General features: G+C 55.2%; 17 protein-coding genes. 15 read left to right on the plus strand and 2 right to left on the minus strand.

Annotation, left to right across the window (positions count from 1 at the left end; all coding sequences use genetic code 11):
- Window positions 1–51: 51 nt before the first annotated feature.
- On the minus strand, window positions 52–1,266 hold the full coding sequence (alaA, locus tag UTO39_RS14920; protein WP_061097542.1) for an alanine transaminase AlaA: 1,215 nt from the start codon (window positions 1,264–1,266) through the stop codon (window positions 52–54).
- Window positions 1,267–2,204: 938 nt separating this feature from the next.
- Between alaA and lrhA the strand changes: the two genes are divergently transcribed.
- The 15 genes from lrhA (at window position 2,205) to UTO39_RS14995 (ending at window position 19,640) form a co-directional block, all read left to right on the plus strand.
- A complete protein-coding gene (gene lrhA / locus UTO39_RS14925) occupies window positions 2,205–3,143 on the plus strand; it encodes a transcriptional regulator LrhA (RefSeq protein ID WP_028013934.1) in 939 nt (312 codons plus the stop codon).
- 630 nt (window positions 3,144–3,773) lie between these two features.
- Window positions 3,774–4,214, plus strand: coding sequence for an NADH-quinone oxidoreductase subunit NuoA (nuoA, locus tag UTO39_RS14930; protein WP_014171000.1), 441 nt, complete (start codon window positions 3,774–3,776; stop codon window positions 4,212–4,214).
- A 15-nt stretch (window positions 4,215–4,229) separates the two neighbouring features.
- A complete protein-coding gene (gene nuoB / locus UTO39_RS14935; RefSeq protein WP_003861482.1) occupies window positions 4,230–4,904 on the plus strand; it encodes an NADH-quinone oxidoreductase subunit NuoB in 675 nt (224 codons plus the stop codon).
- A gap of 89 nt (window positions 4,905–4,993) precedes the next feature.
- Entirely contained in the window at window positions 4,994–6,796 is a 1,803-nt protein-coding gene (gene nuoC, locus UTO39_RS14940; protein WP_028013933.1) for an NADH-quinone oxidoreductase subunit C/D, read from the plus strand.
- Window positions 6,797–6,798: 2 nt separating this feature from the next.
- Window positions 6,799–7,299, plus strand: a complete 501-nt coding sequence (nuoE, locus tag UTO39_RS14945; RefSeq protein ID WP_008500208.1) for an NADH-quinone oxidoreductase subunit NuoE — start codon at window positions 6,799–6,801, stop codon at window positions 7,297–7,299.
- Window positions 7,296–8,633, plus strand: coding sequence for an NADH-quinone oxidoreductase subunit NuoF (gene nuoF / locus UTO39_RS14950; protein ID WP_006811381.1), 1,338 nt, complete (start codon window positions 7,296–7,298; stop codon window positions 8,631–8,633). Before nuoE ends, nuoF begins: the two co-directional genes overlap by 4 nt.
- 54 nt (window positions 8,634–8,687) lie before the next feature.
- A complete protein-coding gene (nuoG, locus tag UTO39_RS14955) occupies window positions 8,688–11,411 on the plus strand; it encodes an NADH-quinone oxidoreductase subunit NuoG (protein ID WP_320727489.1) in 2,724 nt (907 codons plus the stop codon).
- Window positions 11,408–12,385 (plus strand): NADH-quinone oxidoreductase subunit NuoH, encoded by a 978-nt coding sequence (nuoH, locus tag UTO39_RS14960; protein WP_061097544.1) that lies wholly within the window; start codon window positions 11,408–11,410, stop codon window positions 12,383–12,385. The genes nuoG and nuoH overlap by 4 nt, the downstream gene beginning before the upstream one ends.
- A 13-nt stretch (window positions 12,386–12,398) precedes the next feature.
- On the plus strand, window positions 12,399–12,941 hold the full coding sequence (nuoI, locus tag UTO39_RS14965; RefSeq protein ID WP_003861491.1) for an NADH-quinone oxidoreductase subunit NuoI: 543 nt from the start codon (window positions 12,399–12,401) through the stop codon (window positions 12,939–12,941).
- A 10-nt stretch (window positions 12,942–12,951) separates the two neighbouring features.
- Window positions 12,952–13,506, plus strand: coding sequence for an NADH-quinone oxidoreductase subunit J (nuoJ, locus tag UTO39_RS14970; protein ID WP_008500212.1), 555 nt, complete (start codon window positions 12,952–12,954; stop codon window positions 13,504–13,506).
- The gene (gene nuoK / locus UTO39_RS14975) at window positions 13,503–13,805 is read left to right on the plus strand and encodes an NADH-quinone oxidoreductase subunit NuoK (RefSeq protein WP_003861496.1); all 303 of its coding nucleotides are present in this window, start codon (window positions 13,503–13,505) and stop codon (window positions 13,803–13,805) included. Before nuoJ ends, nuoK begins: the two co-directional genes overlap by 4 nt.
- Complete coding sequence (gene nuoL, locus UTO39_RS14980; protein ID WP_061097545.1) at window positions 13,802–15,643, plus strand: NADH-quinone oxidoreductase subunit L; 1,842 nt, start codon at window positions 13,802–13,804, stop codon at window positions 15,641–15,643. The genes nuoK and nuoL overlap by 4 nt, the downstream gene beginning before the upstream one ends.
- 76 nt (window positions 15,644–15,719) lie before the next feature.
- Entirely contained in the window at window positions 15,720–17,249 is a 1,530-nt protein-coding gene (gene nuoM, locus UTO39_RS14985; protein ID WP_151413963.1) for an NADH-quinone oxidoreductase subunit M, read from the plus strand.
- A gap of 6 nt (window positions 17,250–17,255) precedes the next feature.
- Entirely contained in the window at window positions 17,256–18,713 is a 1,458-nt protein-coding gene (gene nuoN, locus UTO39_RS14990; RefSeq protein ID WP_061097547.1) for an NADH-quinone oxidoreductase subunit NuoN, read from the plus strand.
- A 498-nt stretch (window positions 18,714–19,211) separates the two neighbouring features.
- Window positions 19,212–19,640, plus strand: a complete 429-nt coding sequence (locus tag UTO39_RS14995; RefSeq protein ID WP_320727490.1) for a hypothetical protein — start codon at window positions 19,212–19,214, stop codon at window positions 19,638–19,640.
- Window positions 19,641–19,763: 123 nt separating this feature from the next.
- Here the strand turns inward: UTO39_RS14995 and UTO39_RS15000 are convergent, their stop codons facing one another.
- Window positions 19,764–20,768: a chemotaxis protein gene (locus tag UTO39_RS15000; protein ID WP_061097549.1), complete on the minus strand. Its 1,005-nt coding sequence runs from the start codon at window positions 20,766–20,768 to the stop codon at window positions 19,764–19,766.
- Window positions 20,769–20,828 lie beyond the last annotated feature (60 nt).

The raw sequence follows: 20,828 nt of genomic DNA on the forward strand, positions 1-20,828 counted from the left end.
GAGGGGAGGGAAGATGCAAATCAGGCTACCGAAGTAGCCTAATTTTTAAGATTACTGATGGTATCCAGAGAGGAATCGCCCAAATCGGCTGATGGCCATTTCGAGATCGTCTTCGCGCGGCAGGGTCACGATACGCACGTGGTCCGGCCACGGCCAGTTAAACGCCGTCCCCTGAACCAGCAGCACTTTTTCCTGCAGCAGGAAATCGAGCACCATTTTCTGATCGTCGTGGATATTGAAGCGCTTCGCGTCAATTTTCGGGAACATATACAGCGCCCCGTTCGGCTTCACGCAGGAGACGCCCGGGATATCGTTGATCAGTTCCCATGCGCGGTTACGCTGCTCGTACAGACGACCGCCAGGGACGATGAACTCGCTGATGCTCTGGTAGCCGCCCAGCGCCGTCTGGATCGCGTGCTGCGCGGGCACGTTGGCGCAAAGACGCATCGACGCCAGCATCTCCAGCCCTTCAATATAGCCTTTGGCGTGTTTTTTTGGGCCGTTCAGCACCATCCAGCCCTGACGGAAACCGGCTACGCGGTAGGTTTTAGACAGGCCGTTGAAGGTGACGGTCAGCAGGTCCGGGGCCAGCGCGGCGATAGAGTGGTGCTGCGCCGCGTCATACAGGATCTTGTCGTAGATTTCGTCAGCGAAGATGATCAGGTTGTGCTGGCGGGCGATCTCCACGATCTCCAGCAGCAGCTCTTTTGAATAGACCGCGCCCGTCGGGTTGTTCGGGTTGATGATCACAATCCCACGCGTGCGAGGTGTGATTTTCGCGCGAATGTCATCCAGATCCGGGAACCAGTCAGAGGATTCGTCGCAAAGATAATGTACCGCTTTACCGCTGGAGAGCGATACGGCAGCGGTCCACAGCGGATAGTCCGGCGCGGGAACCAGCATTTCGTCACCGCTGTTCAGCAGCGCCTGCATGGCCTGAACGATTAGTTCGGAGACGCCGTTGCCGATATAGATATCTTCGACGGTAACGTCACGCATACCGCGCGCCTGGTAGTGCTGCATAATGGCTTTACGGGCGGAGTAAAGTCCCTTTGAGTCACAATAGCCTTGTGCCGTAGGCAGGTTGCGGATCACATCAACCAGAATTTCATCCGGCGCTTCAAAACCAAATGGCGCGGGGTTACCAATATTGAGCTTCAGAACCTTGTTGCCTTCTTCTTCAAGGCGTTTTGCCTCTTTCAGAACCGGGCCACGGATGTCATAACAGACGTTATCAAGCTTGCTGGATTTTTCGATAGGGGACATGAACCTTTAACCTTTTCGCTATTATTGCCGCTCCCTGCCGTGGAAGTCAGCACGGAATAATGTACTCCCCCCTCGCTTCGTTTTGAAGGGTGTGCAGTAGAAGATTTTGTGCTTACTGCGAAATTGTGATGAATCTTTTTTACTATTGACTGACGCTTTTACTGCCTTAACGTAACGCGCAAACCATAAGTAAAGGTTAATTGTGCTGCATATTTCTATGAAATATGTATATTGTTCTGGTGTAAAATAAAAGGCGCGCAGACAACAAGCAGAAGTCACGCTGGGTGACTTTTCGTAAAACCTGAGTGTTGAAGGGGTCTTGCAGTAATAGCCCGGAGCGGCTAAAAGTTAATCATGTGAAATTAATGTTAAGTGTTATTAATGAATGGCCATAATCTAAATTAAAATTTATTTATTATTAACCAACAAAATGCAACTTTAGTTAATTCTAATAAAATTAGTTTAGAAGCTTAACAAACCCCTTTAATCCTGAATATTGCAATAAGACTTATAAATAAAGTGGATTTGGGTTAAGATGTCTATAAGGAAAGCAGTAGAAAGATGCAGTGATTTTGCATATTTGAAACTGATTTTCCGATTTAATTGATTGTTATTGTTGGAGTTATCTCTGGCTGGAATGTGTCAAACATCTCCTGCTACGTTGACAGCGCTGCGAAAAAGATGGCAGAAAAAGTGTTACGCCTTTAATGTAATTTACATAACCCTGCGAACATCTAAATATCCTGAACGTTTAAGAGAATAAAAATAACGTCATGAAACGTGCTTTCTGACTGTTGATATAAAGCAGCACAATAACTATCTGTCAGGCAGTCTGCCGGGCCGGGATGCGAGGGAAAACCTTCAGAAGGAATTGCTTAACTGTTACACACAGCTTCAACCCGGGCAGCTCCGCACGAGCAACCTGAAAGTGAATAGATATGATAAATGCAAATCGTCCGATAATGAATCTCGACCTCGATCTGCTGAGAACGTTTGTTGCGGTCGCCGATCTCAACACTTTTGCAGCAGCTGCTGCCGCCGTCTGCCGAACTCAGTCCGCCGTTAGCCAGCAAATGCAGCGGCTGGAGCAACTGGTTGGGAAAGAGCTTTTTGCCCGTCACGGGCGCAATAAGCTCTTAACGGAACACGGTATTCAGCTACTGGGTTATGCCAGGAAAATTCTTCGCTTTAATGATGAAGCATGTATGTCATTAATGTTTAGCAACCTTCAGGGGGTGTTAACCTTAGGGGCATCTGATGAGTCAGCGGATACTATATTGCCGTTTCTTCTCAATCGAATTAGCTCGGTTTATCCGAAGCTTGCGCTGGATGTAAGCGTAAAACGTAACGCCTTTATGGTTGAGATGTTAAATGAGAACAAGGTCGACCTTGTGGTTACGACGCATCGTCCCGGGCAGTTTGATTGTCTGACCTTGCGCACATCGCCAACGCACTGGTATTGCGCGGCGGAATATGTGCTGCAAAAAGGGGAGCCTGTACCGCTGGTTTTACTGGACGATCCGAGTCCTTTCCGCGATATGGTGCTGACGGCGTTAAATGAAGCCAACATTCCGTGGCGTCTGGCCTATGTAGCGTCCACGCTGCCCGCGGTGCGTGCCGCCGTGAAAGCGGGTCTTGGCGTAACGGCCCGTCCGGTAGAGATGATGAGCCCTGATTTGCGCGTTCTCGGTAAATCTGATGGTCTCCCCGCGCTGCCGGATACCGAGTATCTGCTTTGCCATAACGCCTCCAGTCATAACGAGCTGGCGAAGGTGGTGTTTGAGGCAATGGAAAATTACCATAACCCATGGCAGTTCGAGCATGTTACCTCCGAAGGGGGGGATGATTCCCTGATCGTTGAAGGTGACTTTGAGTGATCAAAAGCTCAAAATTCTGGTAACAAATTGTAAGTGTAAAAAAAAGCCACTCGTGCCGTTTTCGCACGCAGTGGCTTTTTTTTGCCAATATTATCCTCGCTCGTTACAAGGTTTTCATAAATAAGTCATACATATCAATGGGGTAAATGCATCTGCTCAAATGCTGTTCACTTTCTGTTCTAACTTCATCCATAACCCGTTGATGTTAAAAAAGCAGCAAATATGTTGCCGGTTTTTTGGGTGAATTAACAAAAGCGTGTCTCAGATCAAGAAAATACTCCTATTTGGGGGGAGGAATCGTTGGCAAATCCTGTCAAAATAGGAGGGTTATTTTTTTTACTTCCAAAACGGACACGATTCAACAACGCGCATTTGACGAAAAGTCAGGTAACCACCAGGGTTAAAGGGCACCAAATGTTAATGAGAATCGCTCGATGTAATTTAATGTGAAGAAACCTTTGTTAAAGTTGACAAAAGGTTATAGAAAGGAGTAAAAAACCCCATCATTTTGCTGTCTATGTCCCATTTCTGACAGTTAGTGTAAGGTTATTTGTTCCTCCCCATGAATCGATGTGATGCCTATCTGCCAGCAAGAGCAGTGTCGTCGGTATCACTTTTGATGAGTAAGCAATGAGTATGTCAACATCCACAGAAGTCATCGCTCATCACTGGGCATTCGCAATCTTTCTTATTGTAGCCATTGGCCTGTGCTGCCTGATGTTAGTCGGCGGCTGGTTCCTGGGCGGTCGCGCCCGTGCAAGGCACAAAAACACACCTTTCGAATCAGGTATTGATTCAGTAGGTTCCGCTCGCTTACGCCTGTCTGCCAAGTTTTACCTGGTAGCGATGTTCTTCGTCATCTTCGACGTGGAAGCGCTCTACCTGTTCGCGTGGTCGACCTCCATTCGCGAAAGTGGTTGGGTGGGCTTTGTCGAGGCCGCAATTTTCATTTTAGTGCTACTGGCCGGTCTGGTTTATCTGGTGCGTATTGGCGCGCTTGACTGGACGCCTGCGCGTTCACGTCGTGAACACATCAACCCGGAAAACAGTATCTCTAATCGTCAGCAGTAACAGCGAGGCAATAAGATGGATTATACGCTCACCCGCATAGATCCTAACGGTGAGAATGACCGTTACCCCCTGCAAAAACAGGAGATCGTAACCGACCCCCTGGAGCAAGAAGTCAACAAAAGCGTGTACATGGGCAAACTCGAACATGCCATGCACGATATGGTCAACTGGGGTCGTAAGAACTCCATCTGGCCATACAACTTTGGCCTTTCTTGCTGCTACGTTGAAATGGTGACGTCATTCACTGCGGTGCATGACGTTGCGCGTTTTGGGGCCGAGGTACTGCGTGCTTCCCCGCGTCAGGCTGACCTGATGGTGGTGGCCGGTACCTGCTTTACCAAGATGGCACCTGTTATCCAGCGTCTGTATGACCAGATGCTGGAGCCAAAATGGGTTATTTCCATGGGCGCATGTGCAAACTCTGGCGGTATGTACGACATTTATTCCGTTGTGCAGGGCGTTGATAAGTTCATTCCGGTGGATGTTTACATCCCGGGCTGCCCGCCGCGTCCAGAAGCCTATATGCAGGCGCTGATGCTGCTGCAGGAGTCTATCGGTAAAGAACGTCGCCCACTCTCATGGGTTGTTGGCGATCAGGGTGTCTATCGCGCGAACATGCAGTCCGAGCGCGAGCGTAAACGTGGTGAACGTATTGCCGTCACCAACCTGCGTACGCCTGACGAAATTTAATTTGCGCCTGTAGGCCTGGAGAAAACCTTCGCATATCACTACTCAAATAGCGCGAAGCCAGGCTTAACAGTCACCACGGACCATTTGCAATGGTGAACAATATGACCGACTTAACCGCGCAAGAAGCCGCCTGGCAGACCCGGGATCATCTTGATGACCCCGTCATTGGCGAACTGCGCAACCGTTTTGGGCCGGATGCCTTTACCGTTCAGGCGACCCGCACCGGGGTACCCGTTGTTTGGGTGAAGCGTGAACAATTGCTGGAAGTTGTCGATTTCCTCAAGAAATTGCCAAAACCTTACGTCATGCTGTTTGACTTACACGGCATGGACGAACGTCTGCGTACTCACCGCCAGGGTCTCCCTGCTGCGGATTTTTCCGTTTTCTACCACCTGATCTCAATAGACCGCAACACGGATATCATGCTCAAGGTGGCATTGTCTGAAAACGACATGCATCTGCCGACGATCACCAAACTTTTCCCGAACGCCAACTGGTACGAGCGTGAAACCTGGGAAATGTTCGGCATGACCTTCGACGGCCACCCGCACTTGACGCGCATCATGATGCCGCAGACCTGGACCGGCCACCCGCTGCGTAAAGACTACCCGGCACGTGCGACTGAATTCGATCCGTTTGAGCTGACCAAAGCCAAGCAGGATCTGGAGATGGAAGCGCTGACCTTCAAGCCGGAGGACTGGGGCATGAAGCGCGGTACCGAAAACGAGGACTTCATGTTCCTCAACCTCGGTCCGAACCACCCGTCTGCGCACGGTGCATTCCGTATTATTCTTCAGCTTGATGGCGAAGAGATTGTCGACTGCGTCCCTGACATCGGTTACCACCACCGCGGTGCTGAGAAGATGGGCGAGCGTCAGTCCTGGCACAGCTACATTCCGTATACCGACCGTATCGAGTACCTCGGCGGCTGCGTAAACGAAATGCCATACGTGCTGGCCGTTGAGAAACTGGCAGGCATCACCGTACCGGATCGCGTTAACGTGATTCGCGTTATGCTGTCAGAACTGTTCCGCATCAACAGCCACCTGCTGTACATCTCCACGTTCATTCAGGACGTCGGCGCGATGACCCCGGTCTTCTTCGCCTTTACCGATCGTCAGAAAATCTACGATCTGGTGGAAGCGATTACCGGTTTCCGTATGCACCCGGCCTGGTTCCGTATCGGCGGCGTGGCGCACGATCTGCCGCGCGGCTGGGACCGCCTGCTGCGTGAGTTCCTCGACTGGATGCCGAAACGTCTGGCGTCTTACGAGAAAGCCGCACTGCGCAACACCATCCTGAAAGGCCGTTCCCAGGGCGTTGCCGCCTACGGCGCGAAAGAAGCGCTGGAGTGGGGTACGACAGGTGCTGGCCTGCGCGCGACCGGTATTGATTTCGACGTGCGTAAAGCCCGTCCTTACTCTGGCTACGAGAACTTCGACTTTGAAGTCCCGGTTGGCGGCGGCGTGTCCGACTGCTACACCCGCGTGATGCTGAAAGTGGAAGAGCTGCGCCAGAGTCTGCGCATCCTTGAGCAGTGCCTCAATAACATGCCGGAAGGCCCGTTCAAAGCGGATCACCCGCTGACCACGCCGCCGCCGAAAGAGCGCACGCTGCAGCATATCGAAACCCTGATCACCCACTTCCTGCAGGTTTCCTGGGGCCCGGTCATGCCGGCGCAAGAATCCTTCCAGATGATTGAAGCGACCAAGGGTATTAACAGTTACTACCTGACCAGCGACGGCAGCACCATGAGCTACCGTACCCGCGTGCGTACGCCGAGCTTTGCGCACCTGCAGCAGATCCCGTCCGCCATCCGCGGCAGTCTGGTCTCCGACCTGATTGTGTATCTGGGTAGTATCGATTTTGTTATGTCAGATGTGGACCGCTAATTATGCACGAGAATCAACAACCACAAACCGAGGCTTTTGAGCTGAGTGAAGCAGAGCGTGCAGCCATTGAGCACGAGATGCACCACTACGAAGACCCGCGTGCGGCGTCCATTGAAGCGCTGAAAATCGTACAGAAACAGCGTGGTTGGGTGCCGGATGGGGCGATCTATGCGATCGCGAAAGTGCTGGGTATTCCGGCCAGTGACGTAGAGGGCGTAGCCACGTTCTACAGCCAGATCTTCCGTCAGCCGGTCGGCCGCCATGTGATCCGCTACTGTGACAGCGTTGTCTGCCACATCACCGGCTATCAGGGCATTCAGGCTGCGATTGAGAAGAAGCTCAATATCAAGCCGGGCCAGACCACGTTCGATGGACGCTTTACTCTGCTGCCAACCTGCTGCCTGGGTAACTGCGACAAGGGGCCGACCATGATGATTGATGAGGACACTCACAGCCATCTGACGCCGGAAGCGATTCCTGACCTGCTGGAGCAGTACAAATGAAAACTGTAATTCGTACTGCTGAGACGCATCCGCTGACCTGGCGTCTGCGCGATGACAAACAGCCGGTATGGCTTGACGAATACCAGAGCAAAAACGGCTATGCCGGCGCGCGTAAAGCCCTTGGTGGCATGGCGCCGGACGACATCGTTAACGCGGTAAAAGATTCCGGCCTGAAAGGCCGCGGCGGCGCGGGCTTCTCCACCGGCCTGAAGTGGAGCCTGATGCCGAAAGACGAATCCATGAACATCCGTTACCTGCTGTGTAACGCCGATGAAATGGAGCCGGGCACCTATAAAGACCGCCTGCTGATGGAACAGCTGCCGCACCTGCTGGTGGAAGGCATGCTGATCTCCGCGTTTGCGCTAAAAGCGTACCGTGGCTACATCTTCCTGCGCGGGGAGTACATCGAAGCGGCAGAAAACCTGCGTCGCGCGATTGCAGAGGCTACCGAAGCGGGCCTGCTGGGTAAAAACATCCTGGGCACAGGGTTTGACTTCGAACTGTTCGTGCACACCGGCGCCGGGCGTTACATCTGTGGTGAAGAAACCGCGCTGATTAATTCCCTTGAAGGCCGCCGTGCGAACCCGCGTTCCAAGCCACCGTTCCCGGCAAGCTCCGGCGTCTGGGGTAAACCGACCTGCGTCAACAACGTCGAAACCCTGTGTAACGTCCCGGCTATCCTCGCGAACGGCGTGGAGTGGTATCAGGGCATTTCCTCAAGTAAAGATGCCGGTACCAAGCTGATGGGCTTCTCCGGTCGCGTGAAGAATCCTGGCGTCTGGGAACTGCCGTTCGGTACCACCGCGCGCGAAATTCTTGAAGACTACGCCGGCGGCATGCGCGATGGCCTGAAATTCAAAGCCTGGCAGCCGGGTGGGGCAGGGACGGACTTCCTGACCGAAGCCCACCTTGACCTGCCGATGGAATTCGAAAGCATTGGTAAAGCAGGCAGCCGTCTGGGTACGGCGCTGGCGATGGCCGTCGACCACGAGATCGGCATGGTCTCGCTGGTGCGTAACCTGGAAGAGTTCTTTGCTCGCGAGTCCTGCGGCTGGTGTACACCGTGCCGTGACGGTCTGCCGTGGAGCGTGAAGATCCTGCGCGCTATCGAGCGCGGCGAAGGCCAGCCGGGCGATATCGAGACGCTTGAGCAACTGTGTCGATTCTTAGGGCCAGGCAAAACCTTCTGTGCCCACGCACCGGGTGCCGTCGAGCCGCTGCAGAGCGCGATTAAATATTTCCGCGACGAATTCGAAGCAGGCATCAAGCAGCCGTTCAGCAATACCCATTCGATCAATGGTATTCAGCCGAACCTGCTGAAAGCGCGCTGGTAAAAACAGAATTTTGATTAACGCTCGGTTTCGGCCGAGCCAACTGGAAGCATGCTAATGGCTACGATTCATGTAGACGGCAAAGAATACGAAGTCAACGGGGCGGACAACCTGCTGGAAGCTTGTCTGTCTCTTGGCCTCGATATTCCGTACTTTTGCTGGCATCCGGCGCTGGGCAGCGTCGGTGCTTGCCGCCAGTGTGCGGTGAAGCAATATCAAAACGCGGAAGACACGCGTGGTCGCCTGGTGATGTCCTGTATGACGCCAGCCACCGAAGGCACCTTTATTTCGATTGATGACGAAGAAGCCAAACAGTTCCGCGAAAGCGTGGTGGAGTGGTTGATGACCAACCACCCGCACGACTGTCCGGTTTGTGAAGAGGGCGGTAACTGCCACCTTCAGGATATGACCGTGATGACCGGTCACAGCTTCCGTCGCTATCGCTTTACCAAGCGTACCCACCGTAACCAGGACCTTGGGCCGTTCATCTCTCACGAAATGAACCGCTGCATCGCCTGCTACCGCTGCGTGCGTTACTACAAAGACTATGCAGACGGTCAGGATCTGGGCGTGTACGGCGCGCATGACAACGTCTACTTCGGTCGTCCGGAAGACGGTACGCTGGAGAGCGAATTCTCCGGTAACCTGGTAGAAATCTGCCCGACCGGCGTATTCACGGATAAAACCCACTCCGAGCGCTACAACCGTAAATGGGACATGCAGTTTGCACCTAGCATCTGCCAGCAGTGCTCCCTCGGCTGTAACACCAGCCCGGGTGAACGTTACGGCGAACTGCGTCGTATCGAAAACCGCTACAACGGTACCGTTAACCACTACTTCCTGTGCGACCGCGGTCGTTTCGGCTATGGCTATGTGAACCTGAAAGACCGTCCGCGTCAGCCGGTTCAGCGCCGTGGTGACGACTTCATTACCCTGAACGCCGAGCAGGCGATGCAGGGCGCGGCAGATATTCTGCGCCAGTCGAAGAAAGTGATCGGTATCGGCTCCCCGCGCGCCAGCATCGAAAGCAACTTTGCGCTGCGCGAGCTGGTTGGGGCAGAAAACTTCTATACCGGTATCGCCCAGGGCGAGCAGGAACGTCTGCAGCTGGTACTGAAAGTGCTGCGCGAAGGCGGTATTCATACCCCTGCGCTGCGCGAAATTGAATCTTACGATGCGGTTCTGGTGCTGGGTGAAGACCTGACGCAGACCGGTGCACGCGCGGCTCTGGCGGTTCGTCAGGCGGTGAAGGGCAAAGCGCGCGAGATGGCAGCGGCACAGAAAGTGGCTGACTGGCAGATTGCGGCAATCCTTAACATCGGCCAGCGCGCGAAGCATCCTCTGTTTGTGACCAACGTCGACAACACCCGCCTGGACGATATCGCCGCGTGGACCTACTGCGCGCCGGTTGAAGATCAGGCGCGTCTTGGCTTTGCGATTGCCCACGCGCTGGACAACAACTCTCCGGCCGTCGAGCTGGAGCGCGACCTGCAAAACAAGGTCGACGTGATTGTTCAGGCCCTGGCGGGCGCGAAAAAACCGCTGATTATTTCCGGTACCAACGCCGGCAGCGCGGAGATTATTCAGGCGGCAGCCAACGTTGCCAAAGCCCTGAAAGGCCGCGGTGCGGACGTTGGCGTGACGATGATTGCCCGTGCGGTGAACAGCATCGGTCTGGGGATGATTGGCGGCGGCTCGCTGGAAGAAGCGTTAAGCGAACTGGAGTCCGGTTCCGCTGACGCCGTTGTGGTGCTGGAAAACGACCTGCATCGCCACGCGTCTGCCGCTCGAGTTGACGCCGCGCTCTCCAAAGCGCCGCTGGTGATGGTCATTGACCATCAGCGCACCGCGATCATGGACAAAGCGCACCTGGTGCTCTCTGCGGCAAGCTTCGCAGAAAGTGACGGTACGGTTATCAACAACGAAGGCCGCGCCCAGCGTTTCTTCCAGGTTTACGACCCGGCGTACTACGACAGCAACACCGTGATGCTGGAAAGCTGGCGCTGGCTGCACTCCCTGCACAGCACCGTGCAGAGCCGTGAAGTGGACTGGACGCAGCTCGACCACGTTATCGACGCGGTAGTCGAAAAACTGCCTCAGCTGGCAGGCATTAAAGATGCCGCGCCTGAAGCAAGCTTCCGCATTCGCGGCCAGAAGCTGGCGCGTGAACCGCACCGCTACAGCGGCCGTACCGCAATGCGCGCCAACATCAGCGTGCACGAACCGCGCCAGCCGCAGGATAAAGACACCATGTTTGCCTTCTCCATGGAAGGGAACAACCAGCCGTCTGCGCCGCGTTCGCAAATCCCGTTCGCATGGGCTCCGGGCTGGAACTCCCCGCAGGCGTGGAACAAGTTCCAGGCTGAAGTGGGCGGCTCCCTGCGCCACGGCGATCCGGGCGTGCGTCTGATTGAAGCCTCCGATACCGGTCTGGACTTCTTCACCAGCGTACCGGCGAGCTTCCAGTCTCAGGATGGTCAGTGGCGTATTGCGCCGTACTACCATCTGTTCGGTAGCGACGAGCTGTCCCAGCGTTCACCGGTCTTCCAGACCCGTATGCCGCAGCCTTACATCAAGCTCAACCCGGCGGATGCCGCGAAGCTTGGCGTTAACGCGGGCGCGAACATCGCCTTTAGCTACGAGGGCCAGACAATCAGCCTGCCGCTGATTATCTCTGAAAGCCTGACAGCAGGGCAGGTGGGTCTGCCGATGGGTATGCCTGGCATCGCGCCGGTTCTGGCGGGTGCGCGTCTTGATAATCTGCAGGAGGCAAAAGCATGAGTTGGTTAACGCCGGATCTTATCGACATCCTGCTGAGCATTCTGAAAGCGATTGTTATCCTGCTGGTGGTGGTCACCTGCGGCGCGTTCATGAGCTTTGGTGAACGTCGTCTGCTCGGTCTGTTCCAGAACCGTTACGGGCCGAACCGCGTGGGTTGGGGTGGTTCACTCCAGCTGGTGGCGGACATGATCAAGATGTTCTTTAAAGAGGACTGGGTTCCGCGCTTCTCTGACCGCGTGATCTTTACTCTGGCACCGATGATCGCCTTCACCTCGCTGCTGCTGGCGTTTGCTATCGTTCCGGTCAGCCCGACCTGGGTGGTGGCTGACCTTAACATCGGCATTCTGTTCTTCCTGATGATGGCAGGCCTCGCGGTTTACGCGGTGCTGTTCGCAGGCTGGTCCAGTAACAACAAATACTCGCTGCTGGGTGCGATGCGTGCTTCCGCGCAGACCCTGAGCTACGAGGTGTTCCTGGGGCTCTCCCTGATGGGCGTGGTGGCGCAGGCCGGTTCATTTAACATGACCGACATCGTCAACAACCAGGCCGACATCTGGAACGTTATCCCGCAGTTCTTTGGGTTTATTACCTTTGCTATCGCGGGCGTGGCCGTGTGTCACCGTCACCCGTTTGACCAGCCAGAAGCCGAACAGGAACTGGCCGACGGTTACCACATTGAATACTCCGGCATGAAGTTCGGCCTGTTCTTCGTGGGCGAGTACATCGGTATCGTCACCATTTCCGCGTTGATGGTAACGCTGTTCTTTGGTGGCTGGCATGGCCCGTTCTTACCGCCGTTCATCTGGTTCGCGCTGAAAACCGCGTTCTTCATGATGATGTTCATTTTGATTCGCGCAGCGTTACCGCGTCCGCGTTATGACCAGGTAATGTCCTTCGGCTGGAAAGTGTGCCTGCCGCTGACGCTCGTCAACTTGTTGGTAACGGCGGCTGTCATTCTCTGGCAGCAGCCATAAGGGGCTATAGACCATGACCTTAAAAGAATTATTGGTAGGTTTCGGCACCCAGGTACGCAGTATCTGGATGATCGGCCTGCACGCGTTTGCCAAACGCGAAACCCGGATGTACCCGGAAGAGCCGGTATATCTGCCGCCGCGCTACCGTGGCCGTATCGTGCTGACGCGCGACCCGGACGGTTCCGAGCGCTGCGTTGCCTGTAACCTGTGTGCGGTAGCGTGCCCGGTCGGCTGTATCTCTCTGCAAAAAGCAGAGACGGTAGACGGCCGCTGGTATCCTGAGTTCTTCCGCATCAACTTCTCACGCTGCATCTTCTGCGGCCTGTGCGAAGAAGCGTGCCCAACCACGGCGATTCAGCTGACTCCAGACTTCGAGCTGGGTGAGTACAAGCGTCAGGATCTGGTGTACGAGAAAGAGGATCTGCTGATTTCCGGTCCGGGCAAATACCCGGAATATAACTTCTACCGGATGGCGGGTATGGCAATCGACGGCAAAGATAAGGGCGAAGCAGAGAACGAAGCTAAGCCTATCGACGTCAAGAGCCTGTTACCGTAAGGAGAGGGCAATGGAATTCGCTTTTTATATCTGTGGCCTTATCGCCATCCTGGCTACGCTGCGAGTGATTACGCACACCAATCCGGTGCATGCGCTGCTGTACTTAATCATCTCGCTGCTGGCTATTTCCGGGGTGTTCTTCGCGCTGGGCGCGCACTTCGCCGGTGCGCTGGAAATCATCGTTTACGCCGGGGCCATCATGGTGCTGTTCGTCTTCGTTGTGATGATGCTGAACCTGGGCGGCTCTGAAATTGAGCAGGAACGTCAGTGGTTAAAACCGCAGGTGTGGATTGGCCCGGCAATTTTGTCGGCCATCATGCTGGTGGTGATCGTTTACGCCATTCTGGGTGTTAACGATCAGGGCATCGATGGCACGCCAATTGGCGCGAAAGAGGTGGGTATCACGCTCTTTGGCCCATACGTTCTGGCGGTGGAACTGGCCTCTATGCTGCTGCTGGCAGGCCTGGTTGTGGCTTTCCACGTTGGCCGGGAAGAGCGTGCTGGCGAGGTGCTGAGCAACCGCACTGACGACCGCGCGAAAAGAAAAACGGAGGAGCGCGCATGATCCCCTTAACACATGGACTGATCCTCGCTGCGATTTTATTCGTTCTGGGTCTGACCGGTCTGGTTATCCGCCGCAATCTGCTGTTTATGCTGATCGGCCTGGAAATCATGATTAACGCCTCCGCGCTGGCCTTTGTGGTCGCCGGAAGCTACTGGGGCCAGACCGATGGTCAGGTGATGTACATTCTCGCCATCAGCCTCGCGGCTGCCGAAGCGAGTATTGGCCTGGCGCTGTTGCTGCAGCTCCATCGTCGCCGCCAGAATCTGAACATCGATTCAGTAAGTGAGTTGCGTGGATGAACATGCTTGCCTTAACCATTATTTTTCCGCTGATTGGCTTCGTGCTGCTGGCGTTTTCTCGCGGCCGCTGGTCTGAGAATCTGTCCGCGACCGTTGGCATGGGCTCTGTCGGCCTGGCCGCGCTGGTCACAGCGTATGCGGGTATCGACTTCTTTAACAACGGACGCCAGCCTTTCAGCGTGCCGCTGTGGACCTGGATGTCGGTCGGTGATTTCAACATCGGTTTCAACTTGGTGCTGGATGGTCTGTCTCTGACCATGCTCTCCGTGGTGACCGGCGTGGGCTTCCTGATCCACATGTTCGCCTCCTGGTACATGCGCGGTGAAGAGGGATACTCCCGCTTCTTCGCCTACACCAACCTGTTTATCGCCAGCATGGTCGTTCTGGTGCTGGCCGATAACCTGCTGCTGATGTATCTGGGCTGGGAAGGCGTGGGTCTGTGTTCTTACCTGCTGATCGGTTTCTACTATACCGATCCGAAGAATGGCGCTGCGGCCATGAAAGCGTTCGTCGTGACCCGCGTGGGTGACGTCTTCCTCGCGTTCGCGCTGTTCATTCTCTACAACGAACTGGGCACGCTGAACTTCCGCGAAATGGTGGAACTGGCGCCGGCGCACTTCGAAGCAGGCAACAACATGCTGTGGTGGGCGACGCTGATGCTGCTGGGTGGTGCCGTGGGTAAATCCGCGCAGCTGCCGCTGCAGACATGGCTGGCCGACGCGATGGCGGGTCCAACCCCTGTCTCCGCGCTGATCCACGCCGCGACCATGGTAACCGCCGGTGTTTACCTGATTGCGCGTACTCATGGCCTGTTCCTGATGACTCCGGAAATTCTGCATCTGGTGGGTATCGTCGGTGCGGTGACGCTGGTGCTGGCAGGCTTTGCCGCGCTGGTGCAGACCGACATCAAACGCGTGCTCGCGTACTCCACCATGAGCCAGATTGGCTACATGTTCCTGGCGCTGGGCGTTCAGGCGTGGGACGCGGCCATTTTCCACCTGATGACGCACGCGTTCTTTAAAGCGCTGCTGTTCCTCTCATCCGGTTCCGTCATTCTGGCCTGCCATCACGAGCAGAACATCTTCAAGATGGGCGGACTGCGTAAGTCCATCCCGCTGGTCTATGTCTGCTTCCTGGTGGGCGGCGCGGCGCTGGCGGCACTGCCGCTGATTACCGCGGGCTTCTTCAGTAAGGACGAAATCCTTGCGGGTGCCATGGCGAATGGTCATATCAATCTGATGGTTGCGGGTCTGGTCGGTGCGTTCATGACCTCCCTGTATACCTTCCGTATGATTTTCATCGTATTCCACGGTAAAGAACAAATTCACGCTCACGCAGGGAAGGGGATTACCCACCACCTGCCGCTGATTGTGCTGCTGGTACTCTCCACCTTCGTTGGCGCGATGATTGTGCCACCGCTGCAGGGCGTACTGCCAGACACCACCGAGCTTGAGCACGGTCGCGTTCTGACGCTTGAAATCACCTCCGGTGTGGTCGCTATCGCGGGCATCCTGATTGCGGCATGGCTGTGGCTGGGCAAACGTACGCTGGTAACCGCCGTTGCCAACAGTGCGCCGGGCCGTCTGCTGGGCACCTGGTGGTACAACGCGTGGGGCTTCGACTGGCTGTACGACATGATCTTCGTTAAGCCGTTCCTGGGCATTGCGTGGCTGCTGAAACGCGACCCGTTGAACAGCCTGATGAACATCCCGGCGATCCTCTCCCGCTTTGCAGGTAAAGGCCTGCTGTACAGCGAGAACGGCTACCTGCGCTGGTATGTGGCGTCCATGAGCATCGGTGCGGTTGTCGTGCTGGCGCTGCTGATGGTATTGCGTTGATCGTTAAGTGAATTTTATTCGAATTCGTTGAAAATCAGGCCCCTGCTGGGGGCCTTAAAAAGGAATGTAAATCGCCATGTTACTACCCTGGCTAATATTAATTCCCTTCATCGGCGGCTTCCTGTGCTGGCAGACCGAACGCTTTGGCGTGAAGATGCCGCGCTGGATCGCGCTGATCACCATGGGATTGACGCTCGCGCTTGGCCTGCAACTGTGGTTGCAGGGCGGTTACTCACTGACCCAGTCTGCGGGCATTCCGCAGTGGCAGTCTGAGTTCATCCTGCCGTGGATCCCGCGTTTCGGCATTACGATCCACCTGGCGATTGACGGTCTGTCGCTGCTGATGGTGGTGCTGACCGGTCTGCTCGGCGTTCTGGCGGTACTTTGCTCCTGGCGAGAAATCGAAAAATACCAGGGCTTCTTCCACCTGAACCTGATGTGGATCCTGGGCGGCGTGATCGGCGTGTTCCTTGCCATCGACATGTTCCTGTTCTTCTTCTTCTGGGAGATGATGCTGGTGCCGATGTACTTCCTGATCGCGCTCTGGGGCCACAAGGCGTCCGACGGTAAAACGCGTATCACGGCGGCAACCAAGTTCTTCATCTATACGCAGGCGAGCGGTCTGGTGATGCTGATTGCCATTCTGGCGCTGGTGTTTGTTCACCACAGCGCAACCGGCACCTGGACCTTCAACTACGAAGACCTGCTGAAGACCCCGATGTCGCACGGCGTTGAATACCTGCTGATGCTGGGCTTCTTCATCGCCTTCGCGGTGAAAATGCCGGTCGTTCCGCTGCACGGCTGGCTGCCAGACGCGCACTCCCAGGCACCAACGGCGGGTTCCGTTGACCTGGCGGGCATCTTGCTGAAAACGGCGGCCTACGGTCTGCTGCGCTTCGCACTGCCGCTGTTCCCGAACGCCTCCGCGGAATTCGCACCGATTGCTATGTGGCTGGGTGTGATCGGTATCTTCTACGGTGCCTGGATGGCCTTCACGCAGTACGACATCAAGCGTCTGATTGCTTACACCTCCGTTTCCCACATGGGCTTCGTGCTGATTGCTATCTACACCGGCAGCCAGCTGGCGTACCAGGGCGCGGTGATCCAGATGATTGCGCACGGTCTGTCCGCAGCCGGTCTCTTCATTCTTTGCGGTCAGCTGTACGAACGTCTGCATACCCGCGACATGCGCATGATGGGCGGCCTGTGGAGCAAAATTAAATGGCTGCCAGCGCTGTCCATGTTCTTCGCGGTGGCTACCCTGGGGATGCCGGGCACCGGTAACTTCGTTGGCGAATTTATGATTCTGTTCGGCAGCTTCAAAGTGGTACCGGTAATTACCGTGATCTCCACCTTTGGTCTGGTGTTCGCTTCCGTCTACTCGCTGGCGATGCTGCACCGCGCATACTTCGGTAAAGCGAAGAGCGAAATTGCTGCACAAGAACTGCCGGGGATGTCGCTGCGCGAGCTGTTCATCATCCTGCTGCTGGTCGTACTGCTGGTGCTGCTGGGCTTCTTCCCGCAGCCGATTCTGGATACCTCGCACAGCGCGATGGGTAACATCCAGCAGTGGTTTGTTAATTCTGCTTCTACTACAAGGCCGTAATTCGCCATGACAATAACTCCACAACAACTGATCGCGCTGCTACCGCTGCTGATCGTCGGATTGACGGTGGTGGTTGTGATGCTCTCCATTGCGTGGCGACGCAATCACTTCCTGAATGCCACGCTGTCGGTCATCGGCCTGAACGCCGCGTTAGTCTCTCTCTGGTTTGTTGGCCAGGGCGGGGCGATGGACGTCACCCCGCTGATGCGCGTTGACGGCTATGCCATGCTTTACACCGGTCTGGTGCTGCTGGCGAGCCTGGCAACCTGTACCTTTGCGTACCCGTGGCTTGAAGGCTACAACGACAACAAAGAAGAGTTTTACCTGCTGGTTCTGATTGCCGCGCTGGGCGGCATTCTGCTGGCGAATGCCAACCATCTGGCCGCGCTGTTCCTCGGCATTGAGCTGATCTCTCTGCCGCTGTTCGGCCTGATTGGTTACGCCTTCCGTCAGAAGCGCTCTCTGGAAGCGAGCATCAAGTACACCATTCTGTCTGCTGCTGCGTCCTCCTTCCTGCTGTTTGGTATTGCGCTGCTGTACGCACAGTCCGGTAACCTCTCCTTCATGGCGCTCGGTAAGAGCCTCGGCGACGGCATGCTGCATGAGCCGCTGCTGCTGGCAGGTCTGGGCATGATGATCGTTGGCCTCGGCTTCAAGCTCTCTCTGGTTCCGTTCCACCTGTGGACGCCAGACGTCTACCAGGGCGCTCCGGCTCCGGTGTCGACCTTCCTGGCGACGGCGAGCAAAATCGCTATCTTCGGTGTGGTCATGCGTCTGTTCCTGTACGCACCGGTGGGTGACAGCGAAGCCGTTCGCGTGGTGCTGGGCATCATCGCGTTCGTCTCCATCATCTTCGGTAACCTGATGGCGCTGAGCCAGACCAACATCAAGCGTCTGCTGGGCTACTCGTCTATCTCTCATCTGGGCTACCTGCTGGTGGCGCTGATTGCGCTGCAGAGCGGTGAGATGTCGATGGAAGCCGTGGGCGTGTATCTGGCAGGTTACTTGTTCAGCAGCCTCGGCGCCTTCGGCGTGGTGAGCCTGATGTCCAGCCCGTACCGTGGTCCGGATGCCGATTCACTGTTCTCCTACCGTGGTCTGTTCTGGCACCGTCCAATTCTGTCCGCGGTAATGACCGTGATGATGCTCTCTCTGGCGGGTATCCCGATGACGCTGGGCTTTATCGGTAAGTTCTACGTGCTGGCCGTTGGTGTGCAGGCGCACCTGTGGTGGCTGACTGCGGGCGTGGTTATCGGCTCCGCGATTGGTCTCTACTACTACCTGCGCGTGGCCGTGAGCCTGTACCTGAGCGCGCCTCAGCAGCTCAATCGCGATGCGCCATCCAACTGGCAGTACAGCGCCGGTGGTATCGTGGTGCTTATCTCCGCGCTGCTGGTGCTGATCTTCGGTATCTATCCGCAGCCGCTGATTGACATCGTGCAGCGAGCGATGCCGCTGATGTAAGCCGGTAAAAAATAAAAAGCCCGCATCTGGACTGCCCCATAAAATCGGGCAGTTCATGAAAAGCGACTAACAGGGCCTGGGTTCGGTTTTCTACCGGACTCAGGCCTTTTAATTTATGCCATGAATACCGTGAGTTACCAGGCTCTTACCCAGCGTCGAACCAATGTTCTCTCTACACCAAAGCGTACAGCTGTACGATGTACTCCCTCTTTTCCGGGAAAAAAATAGTTTTCTTCTTTAGGGTTTATGCTAAATATAAATATACCCTTTGCTTTGTCAGAGAATAAATCCGTTATTTCATGTGAAGCAAATAAATGTATACATTTATTTGGTAATTATTATTTTTGAGCGCCATGTTAAGCGGCGTGTGAATTTAATTATAACGCTGCTGTGAATTAACAAAGTATTAATGCTGACATTCAGAAGAAACGTTTAACTCTTATTCGGTGGTTTCTCTGCTGAGAATAAAATTATATTTTGATGATGGATAAGAAAGAGATGAAAAAAAGATTCATAACCACGCTGACGCTGGCCGCTATTTTGATCTCGCCTGCGCACGCCATTAGCGAGAAATACCGTGCCCAGCTTGAGCGCTCGGGATGCACGCAGGTTACGGACGGTAACGGGTGCGATATTCACAAAACCAAAGCGCAGAATGCGGCAGCCGCTCAAAAGAGTGGACCTGCGGTAGCCGACTTCCAGCCTTACGTGGGCACCTGGCAGTCACTCGATCAGAACGGAAAAGCGATCGATACGTTTACTGTCACCCGTACCAGCGTGAAGATGCGTGGCCATCTTGTCGAGCAGGCGAGGGTGGTCGACGGTCGCCTGACGTTCCGTGTTCAGGCCGCGGAGTTCAATCTGCTTCCGGAAGGTTTTGGAAGCTGGTTAACCTCAACACAATCAGGCGCAATTAAGCGTCATTAATCAGAGAGGAAAGAGCATGTGCGTTAATCTTTATGACAATGCGCGTCGCTATGCCGACGACAAGAAGTAATCATCAGCTAAAATCGCGTGCACTGCCCGAAATAAGGGCAGTGCATTCGACAGTTATGCCAGCGCTTTACGGCTGATCAACGGCCCGTCAATCTTCTTCATAGAGCGGTCCAGCACTTCCTCAATGACCGACGACAGCTCGTTCAGCTCAAACTTCGCCACATACCCGTCCGCCTTCACCTTGCGAATATGGTCTTCGTTGGCGTTGCCGGAAAGGGACGAGTGGATCACCACCGGAATATCCTTCAGCACCGGGTCGGTTTTGATTTTGCGCGTCAGCGTAAAGCCGTCCATCTCCGGCATTTCGAGGTCCGTCAGCACCAGAGCGATCTTATCGGTGATCGGCACACCCTCGGCCTGCGCCTGAGCGGCCAGCACGCCAATTTTCTCCCACGCGTCTTTGCCGGTGATGTGCAGCTGCGCCGGGATCTCCATCGCCTGCAGACCTTTCTCAAGCATCGAACGGGCCACTTTGGAATCTTCCGCCACAATGGCGACAGAACCCGGCTTGATGTTGAATTTGGTGGTCTTCAGATTGGTCGCGTGGAGATCGTGATTGGCCGGGGTGATGTCATAGAGGATCTGCTCAACGTCCAGCACCATCGCCAGATCGTTGGTGTCCGTTTTCTCATCCAGGCAGGCAATGCTGGTGATATAGCGGCCGCTGACGGCGGTTTCCGCCGCGTGCACCTGCTTCCAGTCCAGACGCATGATGTTCTCAACCGATTCCACGGCAAAGGCCTGCACGCTGCGGGCATATTCGGTGATCAGCAGGATGTTCAGCCCGGTAGTGGGCTTACAGCCCGCCACGGCGGCCAGGTCGATCACCGGGATCACCTGATCGCGAATATTCACCATCCCCATCAGGGGCGACTTCATCCCGGCGGGTTTTGTGAATTCCGGCATTGGCACAATTTCACGCAGCTTAAAGACGTTAATGCCAAACAGCTCGGATTTATTTTCGTTCAGAGAGGTGCCAAGACGGAACAGCAACAGTTCAAAACGGTTCGACAGGGTGAGATTCGCCCTGTCATCAATATCTTTCTGGAAATTATCCATTCTACCCTCGAGAGAAATGCTGACCTTTTAATCGTTATCGGCATTCTGAGAGAAAAATGA

Origin of the sequence: Enterobacter sp. 118C5 (assembly GCF_034107645.1) — a bacterium.
GTDB lineage: Bacteria > Pseudomonadota > Gammaproteobacteria > Enterobacterales > Enterobacteriaceae > Enterobacter > Enterobacter nematophilus.

Bases quoted from the DNA above. Each gene is read 5' to 3' on its own strand.
- alaA (WP_061097542.1), bottom strand. From the start codon at position 1,266: ATGTCCCCTATCGAAAAATCCAGCAAGCTTGATAACGTCTGTTATGAC.
- lrhA (WP_028013934.1), top strand. From the start codon at position 2,205: ATGATAAATGCAAATCGTCCGATAATGAATCTCGACCTCGATCTGCTG.
- nuoA (WP_014171000.1), top strand. From the start codon at position 3,774: ATGAGTATGTCAACATCCACAGAAGTCATCGCTCATCACTGGGCATTC.
- nuoB (WP_003861482.1), top strand. From the start codon at position 4,230: ATGGATTATACGCTCACCCGCATAGATCCTAACGGTGAGAATGACCGT.
- nuoC (WP_028013933.1), top strand. From the start codon at position 4,994: ATGGTGAACAATATGACCGACTTAACCGCGCAAGAAGCCGCCTGGCAG.
- nuoE (WP_008500208.1), top strand. From the start codon at position 6,799: ATGCACGAGAATCAACAACCACAAACCGAGGCTTTTGAGCTGAGTGAA.
- nuoF (WP_006811381.1), top strand. From the start codon at position 7,296: ATGAAAACTGTAATTCGTACTGCTGAGACGCATCCGCTGACCTGGCGT.
- nuoG (WP_320727489.1), top strand. From the start codon at position 8,688: ATGGCTACGATTCATGTAGACGGCAAAGAATACGAAGTCAACGGGGCG.
- nuoH (WP_061097544.1), top strand. From the start codon at position 11,408: ATGAGTTGGTTAACGCCGGATCTTATCGACATCCTGCTGAGCATTCTG.
- nuoI (WP_003861491.1), top strand. From the start codon at position 12,399: ATGACCTTAAAAGAATTATTGGTAGGTTTCGGCACCCAGGTACGCAGT.
- nuoJ (WP_008500212.1), top strand. From the start codon at position 12,952: ATGGAATTCGCTTTTTATATCTGTGGCCTTATCGCCATCCTGGCTACG.
- nuoK (WP_003861496.1), top strand. From the start codon at position 13,503: ATGATCCCCTTAACACATGGACTGATCCTCGCTGCGATTTTATTCGTT.
- nuoL (WP_061097545.1), top strand. From the start codon at position 13,802: ATGAACATGCTTGCCTTAACCATTATTTTTCCGCTGATTGGCTTCGTG.
- nuoM (WP_151413963.1), top strand. From the start codon at position 15,720: ATGTTACTACCCTGGCTAATATTAATTCCCTTCATCGGCGGCTTCCTG.
- nuoN (WP_061097547.1), top strand. From the start codon at position 17,256: ATGACAATAACTCCACAACAACTGATCGCGCTGCTACCGCTGCTGATC.
- UTO39_RS14995 (WP_320727490.1), top strand. From the start codon at position 19,212: ATGAAAAAAAGATTCATAACCACGCTGACGCTGGCCGCTATTTTGATC.
- UTO39_RS15000 (WP_061097549.1), bottom strand. From the start codon at position 20,768: ATGGATAATTTCCAGAAAGATATTGATGACAGGGCGAATCTCACCCTG.